Annotated in this window: 17 protein-coding genes, 1 tRNA gene and 1 rRNA gene; 1 reads left to right on the forward strand and 18 read right to left on the reverse strand. The window is 41.4% G+C overall.

Annotated features, from left to right (window positions below):
- Window positions 1-167: 167 nt before the first annotated feature.
- The 6 genes from EC328_RS06965 to EC328_RS06990 form a co-directional block, all read right to left on the reverse strand.
- Window positions 168-243 (reverse strand) — tRNA-Ala (locus EC328_RS06965).
- 242 nt (window positions 244-485) lie between these two features.
- A 16S ribosomal RNA gene (locus tag EC328_RS06970) occupies window positions 486-2,021 on the reverse strand.
- Window positions 2,022-2,308: 287 nt separating this feature from the next.
- Window positions 2,309-3,226 (reverse strand): bifunctional enoyl-CoA hydratase/phosphate acetyltransferase, encoded by a 918-nt coding sequence (locus EC328_RS06975; RefSeq protein WP_128426105.1) that lies wholly within the window; start codon window positions 3,224-3,226, stop codon window positions 2,309-2,311.
- Window positions 3,223-4,368 (reverse strand): tetratricopeptide repeat protein, encoded by a 1,146-nt coding sequence (locus tag EC328_RS06980; RefSeq protein ID WP_128426106.1) that lies wholly within the window; start codon window positions 4,366-4,368, stop codon window positions 3,223-3,225. Before EC328_RS06980 ends, EC328_RS06975 begins: the two co-directional genes overlap by 4 nt.
- 9 nt (window positions 4,369-4,377) lie before the next feature.
- Window positions 4,378-5,118: a hypothetical protein gene (locus EC328_RS06985; RefSeq protein ID WP_128426107.1), complete on the reverse strand. Its 741-nt coding sequence runs from the start codon at window positions 5,116-5,118 to the stop codon at window positions 4,378-4,380.
- Window positions 5,115-6,866, reverse strand: coding sequence for a B12-binding domain-containing radical SAM protein (locus EC328_RS06990; RefSeq protein WP_128426108.1), 1,752 nt, complete (start codon window positions 6,864-6,866; stop codon window positions 5,115-5,117). The genes EC328_RS06985 and EC328_RS06990 overlap by 4 nt, the downstream gene beginning before the upstream one ends.
- A 145-nt stretch (window positions 6,867-7,011) precedes the next feature.
- On the opposite strand from EC328_RS06990, the gene EC328_RS06995 reads away from it, so the two are divergent.
- Window positions 7,012-7,227: a hypothetical protein gene (locus tag EC328_RS06995; RefSeq protein ID WP_128426109.1), complete on the forward strand. Its 216-nt coding sequence runs from the start codon at window positions 7,012-7,014 to the stop codon at window positions 7,225-7,227.
- Window positions 7,228-7,240: 13 nt separating this feature from the next.
- Here the strand turns inward: EC328_RS06995 and argS are convergent, their stop codons facing one another.
- The 12 genes from argS to infC form a co-directional block, all read right to left on the reverse strand.
- A complete protein-coding gene (gene argS, locus EC328_RS07000) occupies window positions 7,241-8,941 on the reverse strand; it encodes an arginine--tRNA ligase (protein WP_128426110.1) in 1,701 nt (566 codons plus the stop codon).
- 304 nt (window positions 8,942-9,245) lie between these two features.
- Window positions 9,246-11,621 carry an endonuclease MutS2 gene (locus EC328_RS07005; protein WP_128426111.1) on the reverse strand — a complete coding sequence of 792 codons (2,376 nt, stop codon included), beginning with the start codon at window positions 11,619-11,621 and terminating at the stop codon, window positions 9,246-9,248.
- A gap of 5 nt (window positions 11,622-11,626) precedes the next feature.
- Window positions 11,627-14,038, reverse strand: coding sequence for a U32 family peptidase (locus EC328_RS07010; RefSeq protein ID WP_128426112.1), 2,412 nt, complete (start codon window positions 14,036-14,038; stop codon window positions 11,627-11,629).
- Between the two features lie 15 nt (window positions 14,039-14,053).
- Window positions 14,054-14,596, reverse strand: coding sequence for a cell division protein ZapA (locus tag EC328_RS07015; RefSeq protein WP_128426113.1), 543 nt, complete (start codon window positions 14,594-14,596; stop codon window positions 14,054-14,056).
- A 64-nt stretch (window positions 14,597-14,660) separates the two neighbouring features.
- Window positions 14,661-17,054, reverse strand: a complete 2,394-nt coding sequence (gene pheT, locus EC328_RS07020) for a phenylalanine--tRNA ligase subunit beta (protein ID WP_128426114.1) — start codon at window positions 17,052-17,054, stop codon at window positions 14,661-14,663.
- A 15-nt stretch (window positions 17,055-17,069) separates the two neighbouring features.
- Window positions 17,070-18,092 (reverse strand): phenylalanine--tRNA ligase subunit alpha, encoded by a 1,023-nt coding sequence (pheS, locus tag EC328_RS07025; RefSeq protein WP_128426115.1) that lies wholly within the window; start codon window positions 18,090-18,092, stop codon window positions 17,070-17,072.
- A gap of 68 nt (window positions 18,093-18,160) precedes the next feature.
- Window positions 18,161-18,964 (reverse strand): TrmH family RNA methyltransferase, encoded by an 804-nt coding sequence (locus EC328_RS07030; protein ID WP_128426116.1) that lies wholly within the window; start codon window positions 18,962-18,964, stop codon window positions 18,161-18,163.
- The gene (locus EC328_RS07035) at window positions 18,965-19,621 is read right to left on the reverse strand and encodes a potassium channel family protein (protein ID WP_128426117.1); all 657 of its coding nucleotides are present in this window, start codon (window positions 19,619-19,621) and stop codon (window positions 18,965-18,967) included.
- Between the two features lie 14 nt (window positions 19,622-19,635).
- Window positions 19,636-20,979: a TrkH family potassium uptake protein gene (locus tag EC328_RS07040; RefSeq protein ID WP_128426118.1), complete on the reverse strand. Its 1,344-nt coding sequence runs from the start codon at window positions 20,977-20,979 to the stop codon at window positions 19,636-19,638.
- 60 nt (window positions 20,980-21,039) lie between these two features.
- Window positions 21,040-21,390 carry a 50S ribosomal protein L20 gene (gene rplT / locus EC328_RS07045; RefSeq protein ID WP_128426119.1) on the reverse strand — a complete coding sequence of 117 codons (351 nt, stop codon included), beginning with the start codon at window positions 21,388-21,390 and terminating at the stop codon, window positions 21,040-21,042.
- A 31-nt stretch (window positions 21,391-21,421) separates the two neighbouring features.
- Window positions 21,422-21,613 carry a 50S ribosomal protein L35 gene (gene rpmI, locus EC328_RS07050; RefSeq protein ID WP_128426120.1) on the reverse strand — a complete coding sequence of 64 codons (192 nt, stop codon included), beginning with the start codon at window positions 21,611-21,613 and terminating at the stop codon, window positions 21,422-21,424.
- A gap of 19 nt (window positions 21,614-21,632) precedes the next feature.
- Window positions 21,633-22,163 (reverse strand): translation initiation factor IF-3, encoded by a 531-nt coding sequence (gene infC / locus EC328_RS07055; RefSeq protein WP_128427019.1) that lies wholly within the window; start codon window positions 22,161-22,163, stop codon window positions 21,633-21,635.
- Window positions 22,164-22,304 lie beyond the last annotated feature (141 nt).

A 22,304-nucleotide genomic window follows, 5' to 3' on the forward strand; every position in this document is an offset into this window, starting at 1 on the left:
TTAGATTTAGTTTTCAATGTTCAGTTGAGACAATTCACAGTTCACAGTTCACAGTTCACAGTTATCAGGGTCATTCTCTTAAGTCTAAACCTAAGATCCTTCGCTTTCGCTCAGGATGACTTCTTTTAATTGTGCATTGTGCATTGTTCATCGTGCATTGGATCTCTTGGTGGAGATGAGGAGGATCGAACTCCTGACCCCCTGCTTGCAAGGCAGGTGCTCTCCCAGCTGAGCTACACCCCCGTAATCAATTAATACCCTGTCAATGAAATATGTCAAAATCATAGATTTTGGATATTTCTATTGCTGGGCACTACGCAATTGACAATTGACAATGAACAATTTTGTTCAAAGGCCAGTTTGCCTCTGGCTTGCCAAGTTAATTTAATTCACTATTCACATTTCACAATTGTGCATTGTGATTTGTGCATTGTGAATTATATATAACAAACAGTGCGAGATACTTATCCTGAAATCTTCCTTAGAAAGGAGGTGATCCAGCCGCACCTTCCGATACGGCTACCTTGTTACGACTTCACCCCAGTCATTGCCCCTACCTTCGACAGCTGCCTCCATTACTGGTTAGCTCACTGGCTTCGGGTATTGACAACTCCCATGGTGTGACGGGCGGTGTGTACAAGACCCGGGAACGCATTCACCGCGGCATTCTGATCCGCGATTACTAGCAACTCCGACTTCATGCAGGCGAGTTGCAGCCTGCAATCCGAACTGGGATCGGCTTTTAGAGATTTGCTTGCCATCGCTGACTTGCTTCTCGTTGTACCGACCATTGTAGCACGTGTGTAGCCCAGGACATAAAGGGCATGATGATTTGACGTCATCCCCACCTTCCTCCGATTTGTCATCGGCAGTCTCTTTAGAGTGCCCAACTTAATGATGGCAACTAAAGACAAGGGTTGCGCTCGTTGCGGGACTTAACCCAACATCTCACGACACGAGCTGACGACAACCATGCACCACCTGTGTCCGCTGTACCCCGAAGGATAAAGATGCATCTCTGCACCGGTCAGCGGCATGTCAAGCCCTGGTAAGGTTCTTCGCGTTGCTTCGAATTAAACCACATGCTCCGCTGCTTGTGCGGGTCCCCGTCAATTCCTTTGAGTTTCATACTTGCGTACGTACTCCCCAGGCGGAGTGCTTAATGCGTTAGCTGCGGCACCGAGGTTTGACCCCCAACACCTAGCACTCATCGTTTACGGCGTGGACTACCAGGGTATCTAATCCTGTTTGCTCCCCACGCTTTCGTTCCTCAGCGTCAGTATAAGTCCAGAAAGTCGCCTTCGCCACTGGTATTCCTCCTAATATCTACGCATTTCACCGCTACACTAGGAATTCCACTTTCCTCTCCTTAACTCAAGTCTGACAGTTTCAAATGCTTACGTAGGTTGAGCCTACGCCTTTCACATCTGACTTATCAGACCGCCTGCGAACCCTTTACGCCCAATAATTCCGGACAACGCTCGCCCCCTACGTATTACCGCGGCTGCTGGCACGTAGTTAGCCGGGGCTTCCTCCTTGGGTACCGTCATTATCTTCCCCAAGGACAGAACTTTACAACCCGAAGGCCTTCATCATTCACGCGGCGTCGCTGCATCAGAGTTTCCTCCATTGTGCAATATTCCCCACTGCTGCCTCCCGTAGGAGTCTGGACCGTGTCTCAGTTCCAGTGTGGCCGTTCACCCTCTCAGGCCGGCTACCTATCGAAGCCTTGGTGAGCCGTTACCTCACCAACTAGCTAATAGGACGCGAGACCATCTTTCACCGCTTATTCGCTTTGACTGATCTACCATGCGGTAATTCAGTTTCATAAGGTATTAATCCCAGTTTCCCGAGGCTATCCCTTTGTGAAAGGCAGGTTTCTCACGCGTTACTCACCCGTCCGCCGCTAAGATGACTCTTCGATCCATCCGAAAACTTCTCTCTGAGTCACTTCGCTCGACTTGCATGTGTTAGGCACGCCGCCAGCGTTCGTCCTGAGCCAGGATCAAACTCTCATTTAATAGTTTGATTTAGCTCATATTATTTGTTCTTAAAAAATTGAAATCTTTGGTTCATTCAAAGCTCTCACACTGTTTAGTTATCTAGGTTCATTCGCCGCCCTCTTGAGGCGACTTGCTTAGTATAGCATCTATACTTAAGCGGTGTCAACAGGTTTTTTTAGGTTTTTTAACGCATCCTCAAATGTAGTGCTGACTTTATAAATGTTACCACCTTTTATCCTCAAAGTCAACGGGTTTTTATAAATAATTAATGTGAAAATGCCTTGTTTTTATGGTGGAGGATGACTCTATTTAGCCATTTCTCTTGAGTACTTGGCAATCATATTTCCCAGTGCAATTGAGTAAAGTTTTGTTTCCTTGTCATCTGCTCTGGAGACTAAAATTACAGGAACTTTTGCTCCCATGATTATGCCGGCCGATTTCCCGCCTGCCAAATATGTTATTGCCTTGCCAATACCGTTACCCATTTCAATATTTGGCACAAGCAGAATATCCGCATCTCCAGCTACTTCCCCGGGAAATCTCTTGACCTGGACCGCTTCTTTTGACAATGCCAGATCCAAAGCCATCGGTCCCTCAACGATCACATCATCTCCAAATCTTCCTTCTTTGCCCAATCTTTCCAACTCAGCAGCATCAACTGTTGCCTGCATTTTGGGGTTTACCTTTTCCTTAGCAGCTAAAACAGCCACCTTTATCTTTTCATTACCCATAGCTCTCGCTACAACTGATGCATTGTCAATAATTTTTGCTTTCTCCTCAACATCGGGATAGAGGTTCATTCCACCATCTGTCAGATAGAGCAGCTTATGGTAAGTGCCGATTTCATAGACCATGACATGGCTTAAGAGGCTGTCTGTTCTTAATCCCCATTCCTTGTTTAACACTGCTTTTAGTAATATTGAAGTATCGACCAAGCCCTTCATTAAATAATCTGCTTCTCCCGCGGATACGAGCCTTACTCCCGTTTCAGCAGCCTCTTCAAGGCTTGAACTCTCAATGAATCTGAAGGTTGATATCTCGAGACCGAGCTTTTCTGCAAAATCGAAGGTCTCCTGCTTTGAACCTATGAGTATAGGGTCGCTTATCCCCATCTCCGCACTTTCTACGACAGCTCCCAGTACGTCTTCATCCTGGCAAGCAACTACAGCAAGCTTCATCTTGTTACCCTTAAGTTCCAGTAACTCATCCAATGATTTTATCATATTGATCCTCCCTTTTCCTTCATGTAGTTTTCCAATGAATACAGCTGTGCTTTTACACCTTCATCTTTGGGATTCAGCTTATGAGCTGTCCTTATATCAAGCAGACCGCTATCAAAGTCGCCAGTGTTGAGCCTTCCAAGACCTCTATTGAAATATAATCTGTAATCTTCTCCACATTTTACCAGACCATCAGTAAAAATTTCTATGGCTGTACCGATATCGCCTTCATTAAAATAGGAAATTCCCAACTCATTATAGGTGTCTGCTACATTATCTTTTAATTCTAATGAGATATTAAGGTACTCTATCGCATTCTCAACATCCCCGTAGCCTCTGTAAGCCAGACCGATCAAATAATTCACATACCAGTTCTTGGATTCTGCTGGTAAAAGCTTCAGAAGATGGTCTAATGCCAGATCATACTTCATGTTATCCATATAGGAAAGTGCCATCTCTATCCTGTAATCAGTTTCTACGGACTCAAGTTGAAGCCTTATTTCTTCCTTCCTAAATTCATCAGGGTCAAGACTTAGTACCTTGTCCCAGGTTAACTTCGCCTTTGCAAATTGATTGTGGTATCTGTAGTGATATCCAAGCTTGTAATATGCTGGATAATACTCAGAGTCCTCTTCAAGGATCTTCTCAAGGATCAAGGTTGATTCTTGCAGAAACTTGATCCCCTTAGATGGGTCTTCTGATTGAAGCATTTCCTCTGCAAGGCGTTCAAGCACAATTGCATAATAGAAATCACCATCATGTGAAGGGATCAATTGTTTTAGTGTCCGAAGATACATCCCGCTAGTAACCAAATCACCATTATCAAGCTCTTCGAGAGCTTTCCTTAGCAGCAGCTTATCAATATCGGGACTGTAGTATTTCAGGATTTTAACATAATCTTTCTTGTGGGGAAAGTTCTCGTCAGCACCCAAAGTATATGATATCCCCTCGACTATCTGATCAACGGATATCTCCTTATCTTCACCCGAATTGCTTAAATCCTTGATCAGTTTCTCAGTAATTACGGGAAGAGGAAGATCAGGATCTAATCCAATAAGAGCAAGTCTTTCACCACTTTTCCCTTTGAGGCTAACAAAACCTACATCCTTAGATTTAATTGAAAAATATTTGTCTGATTCCTTCATTGCTACCTCCTAAAATTTTCGCATGAACTGCCTTTTTCTTCTGGTCGATCCATTAAGCAGTGCAAATAGATGCCCTCTATATAACATCCCGACAGAAATAACCACTCCTGAAGCAATAAGCATAATAAACCACACAATTCCTCCAGAGCCACTTCCTAAAATCTCCGAGCTGAAGATGCCACTTGTGAAAACATATATCAAAAACATAAAAGCAATATTCGGAATCAGCCAATTTAGCCAGTTCTCTTTCATAAATCCAAAAGTATATATAATCGTGTCAAGTGGATCTCTGTCTTTAATGTATATCGCTTCAGGCAATGGATTAAGGAGTAATAATATTATCAAAGGCAGTACCCAATATATTGTGTAAATGATCGTTCCAATGATTCCGGCTAAGAGATTAAGCACCATATTTGATATATAAAATATGAAAAATATTCCATATACCTTCCAAAGGTAATGAGTCAATCCATATCTGGCATCTTTCCACCGAAAACGATTATAGACTATTACATTCCCTAATACGAAGAGATAGCTTGATACAAGTGCACTTTGCAGTATCGCCATTATGATACCACCGAATATGCCAATTGGTCCTGAGAGGAGATAGTTCATCAGAAATGATACCCCAATCCCGACAATTACATATGCAAATCCTAAAAACAGTACCTGAGGATTTTCCTTGACGTTTTCTGTCGTCTTTTTTAATACTTCTCCGTTAACGTATGCTATATCTTGAATGATATTCAAACCAATACCTCCCTGACAAATTTTGTTACATCAAATATTTTTTTATCCTCTTTTCTCATAGGAGGACTATAGATCATGACTGCGGTTTTTGTCTCAGAATAAGAGTATGGTGGAGCTGCCTTAATAAGTTGGAATATGTCCGTACTAAAATAGTCAACTTTGATCCTTTTAATAAGATCCTTTATTGATGTCTCAAGCTCCTCTGGTATATAGGTTTTAACTAATTCAGTCTTCCTCAAAAGATCGTGAAGTGTGGACCCTTCAAGAGAATTAGTTTTGCCGAAAGCTTTTGGAAGCTTATTCAAATCATTGTTTACATAAAAATCCAGCTTAATAAGGTCAGTTATAAGAGCCATATCCTCAATATCCATGCTTTTACAGAATTCAAATAGAATATTGTATAAGGATTCCCTGCTGTGTGCTTGATCATACAGCTTCGACCTTCTCCAGTAATCTGAAAATAATTCAAAAAATCTAAATGCAGATTCAAAATATTTTATGGATATATGTGTAATGCTGTACTTGAAAAGCCTTTCATTATAGTATCTTTCAACCAATTCTTCAATGTCTTTTAGTCTGATTATATCTTCGTAGCTTAGCCATTTTGTCTTTAATACCTCATAGGGAGCTTTTTCCAGAAACTCATATCCATAAAGCTCAGCTTCATCCCGAAGCCTCGACCCTTTTAGGAGCTTGAGGAATCCCAATTGTATTTTTTCAGGATTTATCTCAAAGAGATCATCAAAGGATTTACTAAATCTATGATAATCCTCAAATGGAAGTCCTGCAATAAGATCCAGATGTTGGTGAATATTACCGAATGAAGCTATGGTCTTTGAAACCTCCTTCAGTTTATTGAAGTCAGTAATCCGGCCAATTGCATTTATAGTATCCTGATTGGTCGACTGGACCCCGATTTCAAATTGGAACAACCCTTTCCTTAGTCCTTTGAAAAATTCCAACTGCTCATGATCAACAAGGTGGGCTGAAATTTCTGCATGAAAGCTTGTCATTTGCTTTGAGTTTTGAGCTATGTGTTCCATTATCTGATGTGCAAAGCTCTTATCTGCATTAAATGTCCTATCTACGAATTTAATCTGTCTGGCACCGGAGCCTATCAAGAAGTCCAATTCTCTTTTCACTCTATCTATTGAGAATCGCCTTAAACCAGGAATTGTTGAAGATAAGCAGAATGAACAATTGAATGGACACCCACGGGATGCCTCATAATACACTATTTTATTTTCCAAGCCGTCATTCTCCGAGTAAGGAAATGGAATGTCATCAAGATTCTCTATAAGTGGTCTTTGAGGATTAATAAATACTTCATCCCCTTTTCTATAGGCTAAACCATCAATTTCATCTACATTCTTTCCAGTGATCAACTCTCTGAAGGTTTCTTCAGCTTCTCCGTAAATAACAATATCTATAAATCTATTACTCTGAAGTATCTCAACCGGATCATAGGATACCTCCGGGCCACCAAGTAGGATACGGGTTTCTGGAGATACGATTTTTATAATTCTCGAAATATCCAGTACCTCTTCGATATTCCAAATGTAGGTGGAAAAACCCACTATATCAGCTTTAATGCGAAATATTTCGGCGGCTATTGAGTCGACTCTCTGATTTATTGTGAATTCTTCAATCCTAATATCGCATAGCTCACCAGCATATGCCTTAAGATATCTAATAGCTAGGTTTGAATGTATATATTTTGAGTTTAGGGCAACCAATAAAGTCTTCATCGCAATACCTTCCTTACAGGAATTTGACTGTAATCATATTCTACAACAAAAGAACGCGCGTGCCAATCGATTTTGCCTGTAGGCTATTGAATCTTTATCCTAAACATTATAGAATAGTGAAAGAACATTTGAAAGGGGACAAAAAATGAAACACTTTGATTTCGACAGAATTTCAATACAGGAAATGTCTAAGGATGACATGCTTTTGATCATTGAAGCCCTTGAGTATACAGGTAAATCAACTAATATTGATCAATTCCTTCAGCTGAGGAACAATATCCTCCAGGAACTGGCGTCTCTTGCCGAAATGCCACAGGAGAGATTTCTGGAATACCTAAAGGAAGAGACTCTGTCAATTTGACAAAGTCTCTTTTTTACATTTTATTCGGTGCATCTATACCAAGAAGTCCTAATCCTGTCTTGATTACTGTTTTTGTTGCGAAAGTCAGTGCAAGCCTTGTGTTCCTGAGAGTTTCATCCTCAACTATGATTGAGGTACTGTTATAGAATTTGTTGAATGCCTTTGCCAGATCAACGATATGTCTGGTGATAAAAAATGGTTCGTTCTTCTCCATGGAATCGACTATTGTGTCCGGGAAGTTGTAGATAAGTCGGATAATATTGGTCTCATCTTCATTGGTTAAGAGACTATAATCGATCTTGCCTTTATCGTCAAATCCACCCTTTTCTAAAAGTGAATTTGCTCTAGCATGGGTATACTGAACATATGGCCCGGTTTCTCCTTCGAAGCTCAGGGTCCTGTCCCAATTGAAGACATAATCCTTTATTCTTTGGTTAAATAATTCCTGAAATAGTATTGCTCCAATACCTATCTGCTTTGCAACCTCATCCTTGTCAGCCAGGCCTGGGTTTCTTTCCTCAATTATCTTTCTTGTATTTTCAATGGCTGTATTTAAAACATCCTCAAGGAATACTACTCTGCCCTTTCTTGTGGATAAAGTCCCTTCTTCCAGGCTGACCATCCCGAATGGAATGTGAATGCAATCCTTCGCCCATTCATGCCCCATCAACTCCACGATCTTCATCCATGCCTTGAAGTGAAGGTTCTGTTGAGAAGCTACAACATATAGATTTTTATAGAAATCGTAATGATTCTTTCTATAGATAGCTGCTGCAATATCTCTTGTCGTATAAAGCGTTGAGCCATCCTTTTTCATAATTAAAGCAGGAGGCATTCCGTATGGCTCCAGATCAACTATCAGGGCACCCTCAGATTCCTTAACTATTCCCTTCGCCTTCATTTCCTCAAGTACTTCAGGCATTTTATCGGAATAGAAGCTTTCCCCTGCATAGGAGTCAAAGTCTATTTTCAGCATATCATATACTCGGCTAAACTCCTTAAGGCTAATCTCTCTTATCCATTGCCATAGCTCGTAAGCCTCCTGATTTCCGTTCTCCAGCTCCTTGAACCAGTATCTTGCCTCATCCTTAAGCTGAGGATCGTTTTCGGCTTCTGTGTTGAATCTTACATAAAGAGCAAGAAGCTCTTTAATTGGGTTGGCTTCTATGACCTCTCTGTCCCCCCATTTTTTGAATGCAGATATGAGCATACCAAACTGAGTACCATAATCTCCAAGATGGTTGATCTTAATAGTATCGAATCCAAGGAACTTGTATATTTTGGCAAGGGAATTTCCAATTACTGTAGTACGTATATGCCCAATATGGAAGGGTTTTGCAATATTAGGTGATGAGAATTCTACTATAACCTTTTTCCCTTCTCCGATATTCGAGGAGCCATACAATTCTTTTTTCTCTAATACCTCGGAAATAGTCGTTTGTGCAAGTTTTTCCCTGCTTATGAAAAAATTGAGATAGGGTCCAGCCGCTTCAATTTTTTCAAAGTTATCATCTTCCTTCAGTTTGTCAGCCAGATCCTGTGCTATAATGTCCGGAGCTTTTCTCAAAACTTTAGCCAGCCTGAAGGTGGGGAATGCATAATCCCCCATATCATACGATGGTGGGATCTCTATCAGGCTATCCAGTTCTTCCCTTTCCAGATCGGTTATGATCGTAGAAAGCAGGTCCACTGCTTTGTCCTTAAATATTAACATTCAATCTCCTCCTAAAAATAAAATTAGCCCTCATCTCCTGCAAGAGACGAGAGCTATCCCGTGGTACCACTCTTATTGGCAATTATGCCCGCTTGAGATCTTAACGCGATCGACGTACTCTCGCAGTCTCAGGGATTCTTTTCCTTTTGATTTCAATCACCGGCTTACACCAACCCCGGCTCGCTTTGATATCCATCTGAGTACTTTTCCCATCTCTGACTCAATATTTATTACTTAAATATACCCTATAATCACATTATTTTCAACATTATTTGATTACGATATAAGAGATGTCAAATCTTACTCACTTAAGCTCAACTACAGTGACACCATCTCCGCCCTCACCATATTTGCCTGCGCGCATTGTCATAACATGCCTATGAGTTTTCATATACTGCTTTATTCCCTCTCTTAATGCTCCCGTACCCTTGCCATGGATTATAAATACCTCTTTGAGCCCCGACACGTAAGCATCATCCAAATACTTATCCACCTCAAGAATCCCTTCCTCGATATTCTTGCCTCTTAGATCCAACTCGGTCTTGATAGTCTTGGACTTAGCCCCAAGAGAAGTTTTCCCTCCCCTTTGAGCCACCGTAGGCTGCTCATCTTTGCACCTTCTCAATGTCGAAAGCTTAACAGTGACCTTCATTATTCCTATTTGGACATCGACATTCTGCTTATCGTCTGGCGGAGTAAGTACGATACCTTTTTGATTTAGAGTAAGGACCTCGACAGACTCTCCCGCCATGAGATTTTTAGGAGGTTTATTGGATATTACCTCTTTTATCCCGTTTCCAGCGGCGCTTTCGCGGTTTTTCAGCTCCTCTCGAATCATATCCTGTGCTTCCTGAAGCCTTCGTGCCTTTTCCTTATCCAACTCAGCAGCAAGATCCCTTAACTCCCCTGCAAGAAGATCACTGCTTTCCTTCGCAGATCTCACTATTTGCAGAGCTTCTTCTCTTGCTTTTTGTATTATTTTCTCCCTTGTCTCTTCAAGTTTCTTTCGCTCTCTTTCCATCTCTGCTCGCAGAGCTTCAATTTCCTTTTTTATTTTCTCAGCTTCAAGCTTGTTTTCCTCAGCCATTCTTCTGTCCCTGTCCATTGCCTGAAGAACATCCTCAAACTCAATGTTCTCCTGTGAAACCAGTTCCCTCGCCTGATTTATTATATGCTCAGGGAGTCCAAGCCTCTTTGATATCTCAAAGGCATTTGATTTACCTGGTACACCTATTAGGAGCTTATAAGTAGGGCTTAAGGTCTCAACATCGAATTCAACTGACGCATTTTTAACGTTATCACTAGTCAACGCGTATACCTTTAGCTGGCTGTAGTGCGTAGTAGCAAGCGTCCTGATCTGCCTGTTTTTCAGTTGATCAAGTATAGCCATTGCCAGTGCAGCACCCTCGACTGGATCTGTTCCTGCACCAAGTTCATCAAACAATACAAGACTGTTTGTTTTAAGCTCTGCGAATATTTGAACGATGTTAGTCATATGTGAGGAAAAAGTTGATAAGCTTTGCTCAATGCTTTGTTCATCCCCTATGTCTGCAAAAACCTGATCAAAAACAGCCAGTTGTGAATTGAAATCTGCTGGTATGTGAAGACCCGATTGTCCCATTAGCGTAAGTAAACCGACTGTTTTTAAGGTTACAGTCTTGCCTCCTGTATTAGGTCCGGTAATGATAAGAGTGTTGAAATCCCCTCCAAGATAAACATCTATTGGAACAACCTTACCTGTAAGCAGAGGATGTCTGGCTTTTTTTATATTTATCAAGCCTCTATCGTTCAGGATCGGCTGAGTTGCCTTCATATCCAAAGCCAGTTTACCTTTTGCAAATGCGAAGTCGATCCTTGACAGGATCAACTCATTTCCCCTGATCCCTTCTGCTTCCTCAGCTACATATGAGGACAACTCCAGAAGGATCCTCTCAATCTCTTCTCTTTCCTTTATTTCCAATTCCCTCAATTCATTATTTAGCTCAACCACTGCCATAGGTTCTACGAACGCAGTAGCTCCGCTTGAGGATATGTCATGCACCAGACCAGGAACACTGCTCCTATTCTCCTGCTTGACCGGTATTACATACCTTCCGTCTCTCATAGTAATTATGCTGTCCTGGAGGTATTTCTTATAAGTTGATGAGCTGATCATGCTGTTTAGCTTTTCTCGTATCCCATCGTTCTTGCTTCTTATTTGTCTTCTTATATTTCTAAGAGTTGAGCTGGCATTGTCTGAAATTTCATTTTCTCCGATAATGGCATTGTTTATAGATTCCTCGATATGCTTATACACGCTTAGGGTATCGATGAGGTCACCAATAATGGTGTAGCTGTCTGTTTTGTCTTCCCTTGATTCACGCATATAGCTTTTCAATGCTCTTGAAACTCTTAAAGACTCCCCTATTTTGAGTAAAGCTGAAGGACTAAGCATGCCTCCAAGCTCAGCTCTCTTAACATCTGATGCAATTGCATGTATACCATAAAGAGGGGGAGTACCTCTCTTCATAAGCAAGCTTAGCGCTTCTCCAGTTTCCTTCTGGAGATGCTCAATCTCAGAAACAGAGACTGCTGGGACAAGAACTGATGCCAGTTCCTTTCCAAGAGAGGATTCCGTCCTCTCTGAAAGTTTTTCTCTAATTTTATAGAATTCAAGTACTTTCAAGCTTTTCAGGTTCAATCAAATCACCTCTCAAGAACTCCTCTGAAATAGTGTCCACTTGTTATTTCATTTCCAAGCTTGTAGCTTTTCATAAAATCATCTACCTCACTTCTATTTATCTTCCCGTTGAGGTAGTCGTAGTATAGGCTTTGGATATCTCTTATATCTTCCTCAACTGTAAATTCCAGTCTAAATAAGGTTATCCCTTTCTCTCTGAAAGAGATAAGGCTCTCCGGAACCATCAATGGAACTGAATTATAGATCGTCGTAAATCCTTCCCCTCTCTCCATTGCAAACTCCTTGCCCATCCTGTCTCTTAGCCTAAATCCATGGGCAAAACGGCAGCTCCTGCATCCGCTGTCATCACTACAGCCTTTAATGACTGCCATAGGACAATTCCTTGCCACCATTGAAGGCAGATATCCATATACCACTGCTTCTTTAACTCCACCTACTTTTCGCAGGATCGTTTCAATCTGTCCGATATTTAGCTCAACAGACATCGTCTGACTGTGTAGGCCGTATCCTTCCAAATAATCCAAAGCCAAGGAATTGAAAGCATTTAGACCAAAATCACCATGAAGTTTCTTGCCAAATCCCTTGAAATACATAATGCTGCCTAAATTTGAAACAGAAATTCCATCAATCAGATCATAATTATCCCTAACAATTTCGCCCAATCTTTCGAGGTCTTTTTGATAAAGGATCCTGTCAGTCCAGAAGTAGGTTTCTACTTCATGGGCTTTTAAAAGCCTCAGGTTGTTTTCAATATTTTCATAAAATCCTAAATATAATCTGTCCACCTTACTTAGGTCCATTTGATCCAGTTGCAGCTGAGAACTAACTCTGACACTCAGGCCAGTTGATGTATTATCTTTTCTAACCAGGTTGAATGCTTGTTTTTTAGCCCTTCGGTAGATTTCTTCGCTTAGTTCTGAGTTGCCTTTGGAATAAAGAATTTTCTCCTGCATTTGCAGGACTGCACTCCTTCGAAGTTCGTTCAACTCCTTAACAGGCAGGAATGATCCTTCCTCCAGCTCAATATAAATGCTTTCAGCATAGAAGGGGGTCTCACCAAGCTTGACGAGTTGTTCCTCAACCTTAGTCTTAGTCAAAGGAGCCTTTGAAGCAGGCTGTACTAAAACATCACCCTTGACCTCTGCTTGGTGATCCTTTGAAGAAAGCTTCAAGATCGGAGGCTCTGCTATGGTTATCTTAACGTTCATGATAATAGGTGTTTTCCTAGTATCAAGGTTGTAGGTATCTTTCATGTTCTCAAGTAGTTCAATACTGGAGGTTCTGTTGACATCAGATCCAACTTTTGCATCAAAAACTCTCTGGAGAAAAAATCTTTCATTAGCTGATATGTCCCTGGGTGATTTCAAACCGTTTGTTGAACCATCTCTGGACAACCACTCCAGTCCATCACCCTTCGATATCTTATCCTTTAATAATATGACTGTCCCTCTGTTCCCGGATTCTAACACTGTCCCCACCCGGATCCCTCTGTTATCTGGCCTGTCCAGTGTTACGAAATCTTTGCCGAAGTCACCAAAGGTCAGGCCCTTAGTAAATCCTCGATTAAATATTTGCTTTATATTTTTCTTATCCTTCTCTGTTATTGCACAGCTGCCTTCATCTATCGCCCTTCTATAAACAGATGTCAACGCTGCCACATATTCTGCTTTCTTCATTCTTCCTTCTATTTTAAAGGATCTTATCCCCAGACTAAGGAGCTCACTAATCTGTTCTATTGTATTTAAATCCCTTGTGCTTAAGAAGTGACTCTTATCCCAATTGTTAAGCAGCGTACCTCTATCATCCACTATCGAGTATTGCATTCTGCATGGCTGAGCACAGGTTCCACGGTTGCCACTTCTTCCCCCAATCAAGCTGCTCATAAGGCATTGACCAGAATATGAATAGCAAAGCGCACCATGTACGAATACCTCCAGCTCAAGGCTGCAGTTTTCAGAGATACTTCTGATTTCCTTTGCAGGAACCTCTCTTGCAAGGACTGCTCTGGAAAATCCCATCTCCTGAAGCAGCTTAGCACCCTCAAGGTTGTTAATAGTCATTTGGGTACTCCCATGAATCTCAAAGTTCGGAATTGCTTTTCGGACCAATGATGCATATCCTATGTCCTGCACTATTATGGCATCAACACCTATGTCATATAGATATTTGGTATAGTCCAGAGCTTCTTCCATCTCTGAATCATCGATAAGGATGTTCACGGTAACAAATACAAGTACTCCTCTTAAATGTGCATAAGAAACAGCCTCCTTCAGCTCTTCATCGCTGAAATTGGAGGCATAATGCCTGGCATTAAACAGCTTGCCGCCTAAATATACTGCGTCGGCACCATTTTGCACTGCGGCCACTAACGCTTCCCAGCTCCCTACAGGAGCTAAAAGCTCAACTCCTTTATTCAAAAAATTTCCTCCGTTCTACATTTCATCCAGAAGCTGCAGCGCTTGAGACAGCTGCTTTTTCAGCTCCACGATCTCCAACTGCGATTTAAAATGATTGTCCTTGTGTTCCTTGTTGATTTTCTCCAACTCAGCTATTCTAGCTTCGCTCAGGTCCAGCTTCTCCTTCAACTTATTGATCTCGCCAAATAGCTCTTCCTTAGACAGCTTTGTTTTTATCATCTCATCCTGAAAGCTCAGGCTTCTGTTCTCCATTTCTCTGACCCTGTCGTTTGCCTCTTCCAGTTCCTTCTTAAGGATATTATACCTTTCAAGCGGTTCCTTGGCTCGTTTCTCGAGGTCTCTATGAATCGCCTGAAGCTTGAAGTATTCATCGGCAATATTTACGGCAGCCAAAGTAGATGCCATAGTTGGACTTAACCTTTCATTTTTGTTGGCAAGCTTCTTTATGTTGCTATCTACGAAAGCAGCAAGTTCTCTTATGTATCTTTCATCATCTGAGCCCACTACTGTGAAGTTACGACCATCGATCAAAACGTTTATCTTTCTCTTTTCCGTCATAACGTCCTCCTATATTTTTGACCTGCCAAGCCAGTTTTAGGCGGTGGGACAAAGCCCACCCCCATCAGCTTCTTAGTTTTGCATTATGCTTGTTTTCAAGCCCTGTGATAGTATTTCTTTGTATCCTGCTTATTATATCCTCTGTGAGGGTCCCTTCATATGACCTGTAGACAATGGAGAAGGCTACACTCTTTTTATTATCCTGAACCTGATTTCCTCTGTAAATGTCGAAAAGACTTATTGCTTCAACAAGACCTTCTCCATTCTCAATTATGGTTTCCTCAAGCTCTCCTACTAAAACAGACTCATCTACTACTACTGCGATATCTCTTGTAACAGCCGGGTACTTTGGAAGTGGTTTGTATTTCACTTCCGGATTTGCGAGTCTTATGATTTGATCAAAATCAATGACACCTGCATATACTTTGTTTTTGATGTCATAGTTCTCAAGTACGTCAGGGTGTATCTCTCCGAAATACCCCATACTTTCATCTCCAGAATATACTTCGGCTGTCCTTCCCGGGTGGAAGGACGGATGGGAGCTTAGAGGCTTAAATCTCAAGTTCCTGATCCCCATTCTCCCGAATACCATCTGAAGAGATTCCTTCACGAAATAGAAATCCTTGCTGCCATATACTCCTATTGAAAGAACCTGTTTCTCATCAGGCAGGTCTGTTACAGGGAGTGATCCGGGGATAAAAACCGAGCCAATCTCATATGCCAGAACTTCATCTATTCCTCTTTTTTCATTTCTATACAAAAGCTCCATCATGTTTGACAATAGAGTTGTCCTCATGGTGCTGTAGTCCTCACCTAATGGATTCATCAGTCTGATGTATTTTCTCTCAGGTGCATCCTCAGGCAGGTTCAATTTATCATATGCCTTCGGGCTAATAAAGGAATAAGTCATTACCTCATTATATCCAAGCCCTTGCATCACATTCTTCACCTTAAGCTCCATTTGTTTGTTATAGGGTCTCTCGCCCCTTGTCAAGCCACCTACAAGAGGTTTGCTTTCAACCCTGTGGAAACCATATATCCTTCCAACTTCCTCAATAAGGTCTGCCTCCCCCTCAACGTCATCTCTGAAGGATGGCACCTCAGCCTTTATCAGACCATTCTCCAGGAGTGCCTTGAATTCAAGTCTTGTAAGATATCCTATCATTTCCTCATCAGCTATATCAGTCCCTATAAGGAGTCTTGCTCTGTCAGGTCTTAAGGTCAATACTCTGGATGCTGAAGTCGACTGGTTGACATCTATTTCACCCTTTACTACAGTTCCAGCTCCAATCTCCTCAATCAACTGGCAAGCTCTTTCAACAGCCATCTTGCATAAGTTTGGGTCGATTCCCTTCTCAAATCTCGATGAAGCTTCTGTTCTGAGTCCGAACTTCTTCGACGTCATACGAATATGTCTGCTGCTAAAATTTGCTCCTTCAAGCAGAACAGTGGTGGTCCCTTGCGTTATTTCGCTGTCAAGACCTCCCATTACCCCGGCTATACCAATGGGCATACTTGCATCAGCAATGATTATGTCATCTTCTCCCAAAGTTCTTTCTGTACCATCAAGAGTTGTTAATGATTCACCAGATTTTGCTTGTCGCACAATTATCTTTCTTCCCTGCAGCATATCCAGATCAAATGCGTGAAGCGGTTCTCCCAGCTCAAGCATTACGAAGTTTGTAACATCTACAATATTGCTTATTGGTCTTACTCCAGCATTCATAAGTGTAGTTTGTAACCATAGCGGGGAAGGTCCAATCTTTACATCCTTGACCACCCTTGAATAATATCTTTTGCAATTTGGTGTTTCAACAAAAATGCCTTGTGTATAATCGTTTATATCATCTGCCTCGTGTTTAATTGAAATCCTTGGATATTCCAATTCCCATCCAAACGTTGCTGCTGTTTCTCTTGCCATCCCGTATATACTAAGACAATCAGGTCTGTTTGGAGTTATCTCAAACTCAATGACATCCTCATCCAATTGGAGATATTCGATTGCATCCGCTCCAAGCGGGTATTCTTTGTCAAATACGAATATTCCATCTCTTACTTCCTTTGGTATTACATTATCAGGGTAACCAAGCTCCTGAAGTGAGCAAAGCATCCCGTTGGATTCTATTCCTCTGAAGACTGTCGAACCAATAGATACTCCTCCAGCAAGAACTGCTCCATTAATTGCTACTGGCACATAGTCTCCTTTTTTAAGGTTTGTAGCACCTGTCACTATAGTCTCCAGCTTATCCCCCAAATCAACCTTGCACACAAAAAGCTTATCAGCATTAGGGTGTCTTTCTATTTCATTTATCCTGCCCACAACAACGTTTTCGATTCCCTTGTCCAGGCGGGTTATTGACTCAACGTGAGAGCCTGAGTAGGTAAGACCATCAGCAAGCTCTTTAGGCGAAATTTCAATATTTACGTATTTTCCAAGCCATTTCAATGGTAATAGCATCCAATAATCCCCTCCCTAAAACTGATCAAGAAATCTCTTGTCATTGTCAAACAGCATCCTTATGTCGTCAATGCCATATTTTACCATGGTAATCCTGTCTATCCCCATCCCAAAAGCAAACCCCGTGTACTTTTCAGAGTCTATACCGCAGGTCTCAAGAACCTTAGGATGAACCATTCCACAGCCTAAAAGCTCCATGCTCCAACCGGTAAAATTGCATGAAGGACAACCTTCTCCTCTGCATTTTATACACGTTACATCAACCTCAGCACTTGGTTCAGTAAATGGGAAATAATGTGGTCTGAATCTGGTCTTCATATCATCTCCAAATAACTCTTTGACGAAGATGTCCAGAGTGTGTATTAGATTCGCTAAGGAAATGTTCTCGTCAACGACCAGACCTTCCAATTGATGGAACATTGGCGAGTGTGTGTCATCAACATTGTCGAATCTAAAGGTCCTTCCAGCCGAAACCATTCTAAGAGGAGCTCCATATTTCTTCATTGCCCTTATTTGAACAGGAGATGTTTGTGTTCTCAGCAGAATATGGTCATTTATATAGAAGGTATCGGACATATCTCTTGAGGGGTGATTATCTGGAGTGTTCAATGCATCAAAGTTATTCTCGACCGTCTCCACTTCTGGGCCGGTCACTACTTTGAAACCCATGCTTATAAAAAGGTCCTCCAACTCCTCAGCTGTTGCTATCAGCGGATGTCTATGGCCTCTTACCAGTTTTTCTGTAGAAACTGTTACATCTATAGTCTCTGTAGCAAGTTTTGCCTCTTTCATCTTCTCCTTAAGAAGCTCCTTAGCCTCAGATATTTTATCTTCGATCTCTGACCTTACCTCATTTGCCATCTGACCGATTACAGGGCGCATTTCTGTTGACAGCTTGCCCATATCTCTAAGGATCGAGGTGATTTCACCCTTTTTCCCCAGAAATTTGACCCTCAGGCTCTCCAGGTCAGCCATATCCACTACGTTTTGCAGCTCCTTGAGGGCAGAATCCCTCAATTCCTCAAGTCTATCCTTCATAACGGACTCCTTTCAATGTGTAAATTAAATGATTTCTGATTATTTACTAAATTATAGCACCCCGGATACTAAAACTCAACCGACAATCTGGAATTAAGAGAGGCTTCATACATTATGAGAGAAGCGGCTACGCCAGCATTCAGAGATTCAGCTTTTCCTGGCATTGGTATAGTTATCCTTTGGTCGCAAATATCAAATATCTCTTTAGATATACCGCATCCTTCATTGCCAATAATCACAATATCCCTATCTGTAAATTCGTATTCTTTCAGCACAACGCTGCCTTCCATTGAAGTGGAAGCTACCTTGTAACCCTTTGCTTTAAGTTTCTCCAGATCAGAGGCTCCATCGTGAGTAAAGTATAGTGATGATCTTAATATAGAACCCATCGATGCCTGCACAGCTTTGGGATTAAATGGATCAACTGAGCCTGGCCCTATGACTAACCCATTAAAGCCAAAAGCATCAGCAGATCTGATTATTGTTCCGCAATTACCTGGATCCTGAAGTCCATCCAAAAACAAGAATCTCCCTTTACCGGGAAACTCTTTTATTGTTTTGATTTTCATTTTGATTAATGCCATTACACCTTGAGGTGAGTCCATGGCAGAAAGTCTCGAGAACAATTTGCTGTTTGTGATTATGGCATCAGTTTTAGCTTCCATACCAGATATCAACGATGCTGTCTCAGGTGCATCAATAAAATCCGAATTTATGATTAGTTTAACGATAAGCCCGCTCTCTCTGATTGCTTCCGTAATCATTTTATAGCCTTCCACCAGGTAAAGACCTTTTGTCCATCTTCCTTTTCTGGTTTTAAGAGCATTGATCTCCTTGACCACAGGATTGTTGATTGATGTTATTTCAATCATTTAATCACCAGCCTTTTGTTCCAGCTTAGCAATTTCATCAGTACTTCCCAAAACCACGAGGATATCTCCTGTTTCAATCTTATCATTTGGACCAGGTGAGACGTTTACCTGATCTCCTCTTTTTATTGCCATAACATTTACACCGTATTTATTCCTTAAGCGCAAATCTGAAAGTGTTTTTCCCCACCATCTCTCCAGGGATCTTATTTCAAGTATGCTGTAGTCAGGAGAAAGTTCAATGTAATCAATTATGCTCTTTGATGTAAGGTTATGAGCAACTCTTACTCCCATATCCCTCTCCGGATAGATCACCTTGTCTGCTCCTATTTTTCTCAAAACCTTTCCGTGGAGCTCTGATTGAGCTTTTGTTACTACATGCTTTACCCCTAGCTCTTTGACTATCAATGTCGCCATTATCGATGCCTGCAAGTCGGTACCTATGCTGACTATGACTACATCAAAGTTCTTCAGTCCAAGCTCCTTCATGACTGCCTCATCCATTACGTCTGCTTGAATTGCATGGGTCACACTGGGAGAAATCATCTCAACTACGTCCGGGTCGCCGTCGATGGCTAAAACCTCATTCCCCAATTCATGGAGAGTTCTGGCAACAGCTGAACCAAACCTTCCACATCCTATTATTGCAAAAGATTTCATAATAGTCCTCCTCGTTAACCTACAGTTATGTGTCCCTCTGAATATCTGTATCTCTTATGCTTCCTATTATAACCGAATGCAAATGCCATGGTCAAAGGTCCGACTCTTCCTGCATACATAGTTCCAATTATGATAAGTTTCCCTGCATTGCTTAGATTTGGGGTAAGCCCTCTTGATAATCCTACTGTTGCGAATGCAGATGTTGCCTCAAACATCGTATCTAAGAATCCCCAGCTTTCAGTCAGAGTAAGTAAAAAAGAAACTCCTATAATCATTCCCATACCGACTGTTACTATCGCAAGGGACTTAAATACCGTCTCCTGAGGTATCCTCTTCTTGTAGATCTCAATGTCTCTTTCACCCTTGATAATTGCAATCGTCGCCATTATTACCACGCCAAAGGTTGCGGTTTTAATTCCCCCTGCAGTTGAACCCGGAGAGCCGCCGATAAACATTAGAATTATGGTAAAAAATGCAGTTGCCTGCATCATTGCTCCAACATCGATGGAATTAAAGCCTGCAGTTCTCGGTACCACAGCGGCAAACAATGCTGCTCGAACCTTGTCTCCCAGGGTCATATCCTTCAACGTACCTGGATTATTCCATTCCAAAACGAGAATAAGCAGTGTACCAATCGCTAATAATAAAAATGATATAATGATTACCAATCTTGTATGCAGAGAAAGTCTCTTCCATGATCTGTGCCTCAAGAAGTCGATTATTACCGAAAATCCTAACCCTCCAAGCACTACAAGGAAGCATATCGCAACAATTGCAATGGTGGAATCATTATAATCCATGAAGCTATTCCCGGTGATATCAAAGCCAGCATTGCAAAAAGCTGACACAGAATGAAATAATGAATTCCATATTCCCTGCTTCAATCCAAACTCAGGTATAAAAACATAGGATAATACAACAGCTCCCACAAATTCAATGAACAAAGTCATTGCTATTACGTACTTTACAAGCTTTACGAGACCAGATAGGGATTCCTGGTTGAGCTGCTCTTTTATAACCAATCTTTCCTTTAGTGATATTTTTTTCCCCGATACCAATGCGAAAATCGTGGCCATGGTCATGATACCCAGACCACCTATCTGGATAAGCATAAGGATCACAGCCTGTCCAAAAACAGTCCAATGATCAGCAGTGTTGACTACCACCAGTCCAGTGACGCAAACTGCAGAGGCTGATGTAAACAGGGCATCTATAAACCCAATGCTTTCTCCTGATACTGAGGCTCTAGGGAGATTCAACAATAAAGCACCTAATAAAATTGTAGTCATAAATCCCAATGCCAGAATTCTTGGCGGATTCATTTCCAGACCGTTCAATTTGCTTCTAATAAAAGACATGATTTGCCTCCGGTTTATCCCTTTATGCAAAAAAAGTTCCTTAGTGGAACTTTTGCATGATTAATTACCCTTTGCAATTTCTACGAGCTTTGCGAAGCCCTCTGAGTCATGGATAGCCATCTCTGAAAGCATTTTCCTGTTTACTTCTATGTTAGCCTTCTTAAGACCATTGATGAATCTGCTGTAGCTCATTCCATTAAGTCTTGCAGCCGCATTTATTCTTGCGATCCAAAGCTTTCTGAAGTCTCTTTTTCTTTGCTTTCTACCGATGTAAGCATAGTTCAGTGATTTCATAACTGCCTGATTTGCAGGTCTAAACAGCTTGCTCTTCGCTCCGAAGTAGCCCTTGGCTTGCTTTAGTATTTTTTTATGCTTCTTTTTTGCATTGATCGCTCTCTTTACTCTTGCCATTTTACAATCCTCCTATATATCAATCTGGTAACTATGGTAGCATTGAATCAATTCTCTTTTGATCGCCCTTGCTAACCAAAGCTCCCTTTCTAAGATTCCTTACTCTCTTGGCTGATTTCTTGCCTGTCTTATGGCTCTTGTATGCCTTGAATCTCTTCAAAAGACCAGTTGCTGTTCTTTTGAACCTTTTGGCGGAGCCTCTGTGAGTTTTCATTTTTGCCATTGTCTATATCCTCCTAACCTTATTCTGGTTTCGGCATCAAAAACATAGTCATGTTTCTGCCTTCCAATTTTGCTTCTTTCTCAATTTTTCCTGCATCGCCTATCAGCTTTGCAAATTCGTCCAAAACTTCCTTGCCCATTTCAGTATGGCCCATTTCTCTTCCTCTAAACCTTACAGAGACTTTAACTTTATCTCCGTCCTGAAGAAACTCAATGGCTCTGTTTGCCTTAACATTCAAGTCATGAGATTCAATATTGGGGGTCAATCTTATTTCCTTGATGTTTATGATCTTCTGGTTCTTTCTGGCTTCCTTTTCCTTCTTAGACATTTCATACTTGTATTTACCGTAATCCATGATCTTACATACAGGCGGCTTTGCCGTCGGAGCTACATTCACAAGGTCCAACCTTCTCTCTGCAGCCAGCTCAAATGCCCTTTTTAAAGGAACCACGCCCAATTGACTACCATCCACGTCAATAAGTCTAACCTCTTTTTCTCTTATCTCTTCATTGATTTGAAGTTCTTTAATAATCCTACACCTCCCGTGTATAACAAATAAAAAAAGCGGACATAGAAATGTCCGCAAATCGACCACAACAAATTAAGGGCACCTGGTGCCTTGTGGAAATATTTACCCTATGAGCCTCAGCTATAGGGTGAGAAGCGGAAACTTCTACTTTGATGAATATTC

It is taken from the genome of Gudongella oleilytica (assembly GCF_004101785.1).
GTDB classification, from domain to species: Bacteria; Bacillota; Clostridia; order Tissierellales; family Tissierellaceae; genus Gudongella; species Gudongella oleilytica.